Below are 5,545 nucleotides of genomic sequence, written 5' to 3'. Positions count from 1 at the left end.
TTTCGCGTTTGGAGTCATCGCCTTCCGGGCAAAGATTGAAGTTGGCCGTCACTTCGGCGGTGTCGCCATTGACGGTCTCGGTGAGCTTCAGCGTCTTCGACAGGGTCTTCTGATCGAAATCCTGCGCGTCGAGGCCTGGGTCGAAGTCGAGGCAGGACACCTCGTCGGGCTTCTCCTTTTGCGCCTTGTCGTTGGCTTCGAACAGCTTGGTGACCGGCTCGGTGAAACGGTCGCGGTATTTGGCGTCTCCCTCGAACTTCACCGAAGGCACATAGAAGAACTTCACGGCGTTGGAGGCCGGCCCGGCGAGCACGGCGCCGGGCAAGGCAATCGAGAAGACAGCGGCAAGCACTATCGGCTTCATGCAGGATCTCCGAGGTTCGGCGGCTTGGCGGCACGCTTGCCACCACGCCTCCTGCATATCGCCTTTTTTGCGGCTCATGAAGTCTTTGCGGCTCATGAAGCCCGGGCGCGCTCAGGCATCCAGCCAGACGTTCTGGAAGTCCATCTCGTAGGTCTGGTGCATCGAGTAGTTCTTCACCTTCTTGTTCATGTGGCAGTAGAGCTTCTGCCAGAAGGGCTGGATGATGACGCCGGAGTCCTGCAGGATCGCCTCGACATCCTTCATCACCTCCTTGCGCTTGGCGACGTCGATCTGTGACAGCGCCTCCTTGAGCTTGGCGTCGAACTCCGGATTGGAGTAGGCCGTCTCGTTCCAGGCCTCGCCCGAGCGGTAGCCGAGCGCCAGAACCTGGACACCGAGCGGGCGCATGTACCAGATGGTCATGGAATAGGGATATTTCGTCCAGTCGTTCCAGAAGGTCGAGCCAGGCAGCACGGTGCGCTTCACCTTGATGCCGGCATCGCGCAGCTGGCCGGCGATGGCGTCGCCGGTGTTCTTCTGCCATTCGTCCTCGACCGTGATCAGCTCATGCTCGAAGTCGGCCTGGCCGGCTTCCGCCATCAGCTTCTTGGCGCCGGCCGCGTCGCGCTCCTTCTTGGGCAGCGGATAATATTCGGGATGGATCGGGGCGACGTGATGGTTCTCGCCGACCGTGCCGCGGCCGTTGTAGCCGAGCTGCATGACCTGGCTGTTGTCGACCGCCATCTGCAGCGCGTTGCGCACCCGCTTGTCGTCATAGGGCTTATGCGTGACGTTGGTGCGGGCAACCAGCGTGGTCGCGGTCGCGACCTCCGACTTCACCAGGCCCATCTTGTCCAGCGGGTCGATATAGTCGGCCGGCGTTTCGAAATCGAGGTCGACCTCGCCCGAATCGAAGGCATTGAGCGTGGCGTTGAAGTCGGTGCCGTAGTCGATGAACTCCACCCCGTCGAGCGGCGCCTCGCCGCCCCACCATTTGCCGTTTTCGCGGCGCTTGACGACCGCCTTCTGGCCGACATCGTAGGAGACCAGCTCGAAGGCTCCGGTGCCGATCGGCTTCTTGATCGGGTCGGCGCCATCCTTGTCGAAGTCGCGATGCACGACCAGCGCCGGATAGTCGGTCAAGCCCGGGATGATGGCGATATCGGCTTCGACGAGCTTCAGCTTGACCGTGTGGTCGTCGACCTTGGTGATGGCGCCATCCTTGGCCTTGCCGGTCTTGGTGTCGATCAGCGCGCCGACGCGGGCGGCCATGGAATTGCCGGAAGCCGCCTTGTCGCACCAGCGGTTCAGATTGGCGACCACGTCGTCGGCGTTGAAGGCATCGCCATTGTTCCAGGTGACGCCCTTGCGCAGATGCAGCGTGTATTCGGTGGCGTCGTCATTGACGTCCCAGCTTTCGAGCAGAACCGGCTCGAAGGTGAACTGGTGGGTGTAGCGCACCAGCGGCTCCAGCCAGCAGCGGGTGACGTTCGCCATCTCGGTCCAGTCGTAAGTGCGCGGATCCTTCTGCGCCTTGACCGACATCGCGACATGCAGCGTGCCGCCCTTCTTCGGCTCGTCGGCCAGCGCCTTGGTCGGCGCGGCAAGGCCGAGCATGCCATAGGCGAAAGCCGTCGATGCGCCGAAGGCGCTGGCCAGCGCCAGGAATTCGCGCCGGTCGACACGGCCCGCGCGCGCCTCCTCGGCCATCGCTTGGATAGCGGCCGGGACCCGGTCACCATTGCTTCTGAAAAGTGTCATTCTCGTGCTCCCATTGATCTGGTCGGGTCTTCGCCCGGTTGGCTTCAACTAATGCTGCCTTCCATCAACTGACGCTGTCAGGCAGCTTTTCCTCGCGCCGCGCGATCAAATCCCTGAGACCTTCGGCAATGCCCTCGTCGAGCTTCGGCTCCTGGTAGTCGGCCAGCATGGCGCGCGCCTTTTCGCGGCCGCGCGTGTCATGGTCCTTGGCGCCTTCGGCGCTCCACTGCTCGAAGGAATTGAAGTCCATGATATTGGGCATGAAGAAGGCGCTCTCGAAATGCTCGAGCGTATGCTGCGTGCCGAGGAAATGCCCTTGCGGGCCGACCTCGCGGATCGCCGCCATCGCGTCCTTGAAATCGTCGAAGGACACGCCGCCGGCATATTTGTACCAGCCGACCAGCTGCTCGCAGTCGGTGGCGAATTTCGAATAGCCGCAGGTCAGCCCCGCTTCCAGCCAGCCGGCGGAATGCCAGATGTAGTTGGCGCCGGAAAGGATCGCGGCATGCATCAGCATGTTCGCCTCGTAACCCGCCTGCGCGTCGTTGAGCTTCGAGCCGACATGGAAGCCGGAGGTGCGCCAGGGCAGCTTATACTTCCTGGCCAGCGCTCCCATCAGATACATCATCTGGGCTGCCTCCGGCGTGCCGCCCATCGGCGCGCCGGTCTTCATGTCGACCGTCACCATGAACTGGCCGTAGAGCTGCGGCGAGCCGGGCCGGATGAGCTGGGTCAGCGCCACGCCGGCGAGCGCCTCGGCGTTGACCTGCGCCACCGCGCCGACGGCGGAGGCCGAGGTCGAGGCGCCGCACAGCGCGAAAGGCGCCAGGATGAGAGGCTGGTTGTGGCTCGCATAGACTCGCATGGCATCGATCATGGTGGCATCCCACACCAGCGGCGAATTGCAGTTGGTGATCGCAACCAGCACCGGATTGTCGCGCACGAACTCCTCGCCGAAGACGATGCCAGCCATCGCCATCGTGTCCTCGGCGCGCTCCTTCGACGTGACGATGCCCATGAACGGCTTGTCGGAATGTTTCAGCGCCGAATGAATGATGTGAAGGTGCCGCTTCGGCACCGCGATCTCCATCGGCTCGCAGATGACCGAGCTCGAGGAATGCAGCGCCGGCGCCATGTAGGCCATCTTGTGGAAATTGTTGAGGTCGGCCAGCGTGCCGTAGCGGCGCTTGTTGTCGAGGTCGCGGACATAGGGCGCGCCATACATCGGCACGAAGATCGAGTTCTTGCCGCCGACGCGCACCGTACGCTCCGGGTTGCGCGCGTGCAGTGTGAACTCCGGCGGAACCTTCGAGACCAGCTCCATCAACAGAGCGCGGTCGATGCGGACACGCGTTTGCCTGACATCGGCGCCGACCGCCTTCCAGAGCTCGATCGCGCCGTCGTCGCGGAATTCGCAGCCCACCTCCTCGAGGATCTTCAGCGATTCCTCATGGATCAGCTCCACCGCCTCGTCGGGCACGATCTCGTAGGCGGGGATCTTGCGCACAAGGGTGGGGAAGGACGCGACCGGCGCGCTTCTCAGCGCCTTGCGGCCGAGCCGGCCGCCGCCGCGGCGGTGGGTCTGTTCGGTCAGTTCAACGGCCGGTGCGTTCATGGAGGCTCCTTCTTCCCGCCCGACCAAGTTAGCGAGAGGAAATATGGATGTGATGCTGGAAAATCCTGATCTCTTGTATAAGCTGCGCTTATGCGAAACCTACGCCAGCTCCTGCCCTCCGCCGGCAGCCTCATCGTCTTCGAGGCCGCGGGCCGGCTGTCGAGCTTCACCGCCGCCGGGCGCGAGCTCGGCATGACGCAGGCGGCCGTCTCCTATGCGGTGCGCGGGCTGGAGGAGCAGCTTGGCGCCAAGCTCTTCCAGCGCCGCCACCGCCAGGTGCTTCTGACGGAAGCCGGCGAACGTTTCCATGCCGATGTTTCGCTGGGCCTCTCGCATATCCGCAAGTCGGCGGAAGACCTTCGCCTGCAGGCGACCGGCGGGCATGTGACCTTGGCCGCCTCGACCGCCTTCGGCTCCTTCTGGATGATGCCGCGCCTGCAGCAGTTCCGCGACGAATTGCCGGGCGTCGACCTGCGCATCCAGACCGCCGACCGCGACCTCGACATCATCGCCGAGGGGATTCCGCTGGGCGTGCGCGGCGGCGTGCCGCGCGACTGGCCGGATTATCACTCGCTGTCGCTCTCCGATGAAGAAATCTTCCCAGTCGCCGGCCCCAGCTATCTCGCCAGGTTCGGCAAGCCGAGGACGGTCGAGGAACTGGCCACGCACCGGCTGATCCATCTAGAAGAACCCTATCGCGAGGCCCCGACCTGGGACGAATGGTTCGCTTCGGCCGGAACCAGCCTGCGCAATGCCGAGCGCGGCCTGCGCATCAACGACTATGCGCTGGTGATCCAGGCGGTGATGGAAGGGCAAGGCATCTCGCTCGGCTGGCGCCATCTGGTCGAGCGCCTGGTGGCGTCAGGGCTCCTGGTGCCGGTGACCGATCATGTGATGCGGACCGGCATCGGCTTCCACGTCATCTGGCCGAAGAATCGCGATCTCAGCGACAATGCGCGCAAGGTCAGGGACTGGCTGGTGGCGCAGGCGTGAAAAAGTGGTTGTACCAGAAAATTCCCTCTATCAGAAATAGGCTTTCTTAGTTTAGTAGTTGCGTGCTGGATGGGGGGTAATGATGATCGCGAAACTTGGCGGCCATTTCGGCGTGGCTGTGTCTGGTCTGATCACGTTTGTGTTGGTTGTTCTGGCGGTAATAGTCGCCAACAACCTAACAGGCTTCAACGTTTTTTCGTTCAGTTTTTGGGTGGTCATTCCGGCTGGAGCAGTGTTGACAGGGGTGGCTGCAGCCTCTGGCTACTATTTCGGCAGCTTGTTTTTTCACACCCGACCCACATGGTTTCTTCTCGTCCAAATTCTCATTGTGACAGCTGCGGCGCAATTGGTCATCTACTATGGCGAATATCGCTCATTGGTCCTGGACGACGGCACTATGGCCTCTGACGCCATTGGTTTTTGGGATTATCTCGATACCTATCTAAGGTCGATGCATCTCAAGGCTGGACATGGCGGCCATACCGACAGTGGCGAGGTTGGCGACTTTGGCTACTGGTTAGCAGTGATCGATTTCATAGGCTTCATCCTGGGAGGATTTTTCGTCTTTTTCATGCTGCAAACCTATCCGACGTGCTGGAAATGCAGTCGATACCTCAGGAAAATAACCAAAACCGGCCAGATGTTTCCAGACCATGGGCAGTTCGCGAAATATTACGACACACTTTTTCAGCACCCTGTCGACAGCAGGCCCTTCGCGGATTTGATGAAAGGCAACCCGAAAGTCCGCAAACCCGCTTTGGGCACGGTCTTGGTAGGATCTGATCTTCTCGGCTGTGAGCACTGCAAGACAC

At 61.9% G+C, this 5,545-nt stretch carries 5 protein-coding genes; 2 read left to right on the top strand and 3 right to left on the bottom strand.

Translation table 11 applies throughout. The features are described 5' to 3' along the window. The 3 genes from EOA28_RS23230 to EOA28_RS23220 all read right to left on the bottom strand — a co-directional run. Nucleotides 1–364: hypothetical protein (locus EOA28_RS23230; RefSeq protein WP_128315317.1), on the bottom strand; the 364-nt coding region annotated here is incomplete at its 3' end. A 111-nt stretch (nt 365–475) separates the two neighbouring features. After that, the gene (locus EOA28_RS23225; RefSeq protein ID WP_126083119.1) at nt 476–2,125 is read right to left on the bottom strand and encodes an ABC transporter substrate-binding protein; all 1,650 of its coding nucleotides are present in this window, start codon (nt 2,123–2,125) and stop codon (nt 476–478) included. A gap of 64 nt (nt 2,126–2,189) precedes the next feature. Continuing rightward, nucleotides 2,190–3,740 carry a trimethylamine methyltransferase family protein gene (locus EOA28_RS23220; RefSeq protein WP_127250638.1) on the bottom strand — a complete coding sequence of 517 codons (1,551 nt, stop codon included), beginning with the start codon at nt 3,738–3,740 and terminating at the stop codon, nt 2,190–2,192. A 90-nt stretch (nt 3,741–3,830) separates the two neighbouring features. Between EOA28_RS23220 and EOA28_RS23215 the strand changes: the two genes are divergently transcribed. Both EOA28_RS23215 and EOA28_RS23210 read left to right on the top strand, forming a co-directional pair. Continuing rightward, the gene (locus tag EOA28_RS23215) at nt 3,831–4,733 is read left to right on the top strand and encodes a LysR substrate-binding domain-containing protein (RefSeq protein ID WP_127250636.1); all 903 of its coding nucleotides are present in this window, start codon (nt 3,831–3,833) and stop codon (nt 4,731–4,733) included. 79 nt (nt 4,734–4,812) lie between these two features. Further along, nucleotides 4,813–5,545: hypothetical protein (locus tag EOA28_RS23210; RefSeq protein WP_128315316.1), on the top strand; the 733-nt coding region annotated here is incomplete at its 3' end.

Origin of the sequence: Mesorhizobium sp. M2A.F.Ca.ET.067.02.1.1, assembly GCF_004023285.1 — a bacterium.
Taxonomy (GTDB): Bacteria; Pseudomonadota; Alphaproteobacteria; order Rhizobiales; family Rhizobiaceae; genus Mesorhizobium.
Note: the sequence above shows the minus strand (reverse complement) of the source record. Positions and strands in the feature narration are given on the sequence as shown.